Consider the following 1,519-nt stretch of genomic DNA (forward strand, 5'->3'; position numbering starts at 1 on the left):
GCTGGGCTTGATGGCGTCGCCGGCGATCTTGGCCACGGCGCGGCCGGCTTCCTCGCTGCCGGTCAGCGTGACGCCGCAGACGAGCGGGTCGTGAACGATGCCTTCGACCTTATCGGAGCCGACTGGCAGCCAGGTGAAGGTGCCTTCCTTGAAGCCGGCATCATGAAACAGCTTGGTAATGTATTTGGCACAGCCCGGTACGTTGGAGGCGTGCTTGAGCAGGCAAACGTTGCCACCCGCCAGGTTGGGCGCGGCGAAACGCACCACCTGATAAAGAGGATAGTTCCACGGCATCACGCCAAGCACGGCGCCCATCGGATCGTGGACGATCTCCGCCTTCTGTGCGCCTTCTACCTGGCGTGGCTGGGGCTTGAGCAGGGAGTCCAGGTTGTCGGCGTAGAAGCGCACGATGGCCGAGGAAATCTGCGTCTCGGCAATGCCTTGGTGGAAGGGCTTGCCCATTTCATGGGCGATGATTTCAGCCATTTCGCGCTGATGTTCATCGATCAAGTCGGCCAGTGTGGTGAGCCGTTGGCGACGGTCGGCCAACGGCAGGTGACGGAATTCGGCATAGCCCGCACGGGCTTGGTCGAGCTTTTCAGCCAACTGGGCATCATCGAGCATGTCGTGCTCGCCGAGGACTTGATCGTTGGCGGGATTGACGGCGGTGAGGGTCTTGCGACTCATATCATCCTCCTTAACGAGATCGTCGGTGACGAACCTTCCCGAGGCAGTCTTCCTGATTGCCTCACCATTTGTCTTGGCGATGCTGAAGGAGAGAATCAAGGGGGCGACATGACCCTGGCGGCCATGTCGCCAGACGCCTCAGTCGAGCAAGGCGCGGGCCGTGTCGATCACGTTCTCGACGGTGAATCCGAAGTGGCGGAAAAGGTCCTCGGCCTTGCCCGATTCCCCGTAGCCGGTCATGCCGATCACGCTGCCGCGAGGACCGACGTACTTGCGCCAATAGTCGGGATGCGAAGCTTCGATGGCGAGGCGGCGTGTCACCGCAGGCGGTAACACCGTCTCCTGGTAATCGGCGTCTTGGGCATCGAAGGCGCTGGCGCAGGGCATCGAGACGACGCGGACCTGCCGCCCCTGATCGTTGAGTTGGGTGGCGGCGTCCATGGCCAGGCCCACTTCCGAACCGGTGGCGATGAGAATCAACTCGGGCATGGCGTCGCAATCCTTGAGCACATAGCCGCCACGTTCGATAGCGGCGAGCTGCGCGACATCGCGTGCTTGCCCAGGTAGCCCTTGGCGCGAGAAGACCAGGGCCGTGGGGCCGTCCTGGCGCTTGAGCGCCGCCAGCCAGGCCACGCTGGTTTCGGTGGCGTCGCAGGGGCGCCACGTTGCCAAGTTGGGCGTGATGCGTAGCGCATTGAGCTGTTCGATGGGCTGGTGCGTCGGGCCATCTTCGCCCAGGCCGATGGAGTCGTGGGTGTAGACGAAGATCACCTGGCGCCGCGCGATGGCGGCCATGCGCACGGCGTTGTGCATGTACTCCATGAAGGTGAGG

General features: G+C 63.1%; 2 protein-coding genes. Both read right to left on the minus strand.

The window, feature by feature from the left end:
- Window positions 1-687, minus strand: a 687-nt coding sequence (locus OP495_RS17755; RefSeq protein ID WP_280571097.1) for an aldehyde dehydrogenase family protein, incomplete at its 3' end; no start/stop codon positions are given.
- 138 nt (window positions 688-825) lie between these two features.
- Window positions 826-1,519 (minus strand): transketolase C-terminal domain-containing protein (locus OP495_RS17760; RefSeq protein WP_280571098.1); only part of this gene is annotated, 694 nt, incomplete at its 5' end.

Source organism: Chromohalobacter sp. 296-RDG (assembly GCF_029889885.1).
Taxonomy (GTDB): Bacteria; Pseudomonadota; Gammaproteobacteria; order Pseudomonadales; family Halomonadaceae; genus Chromohalobacter.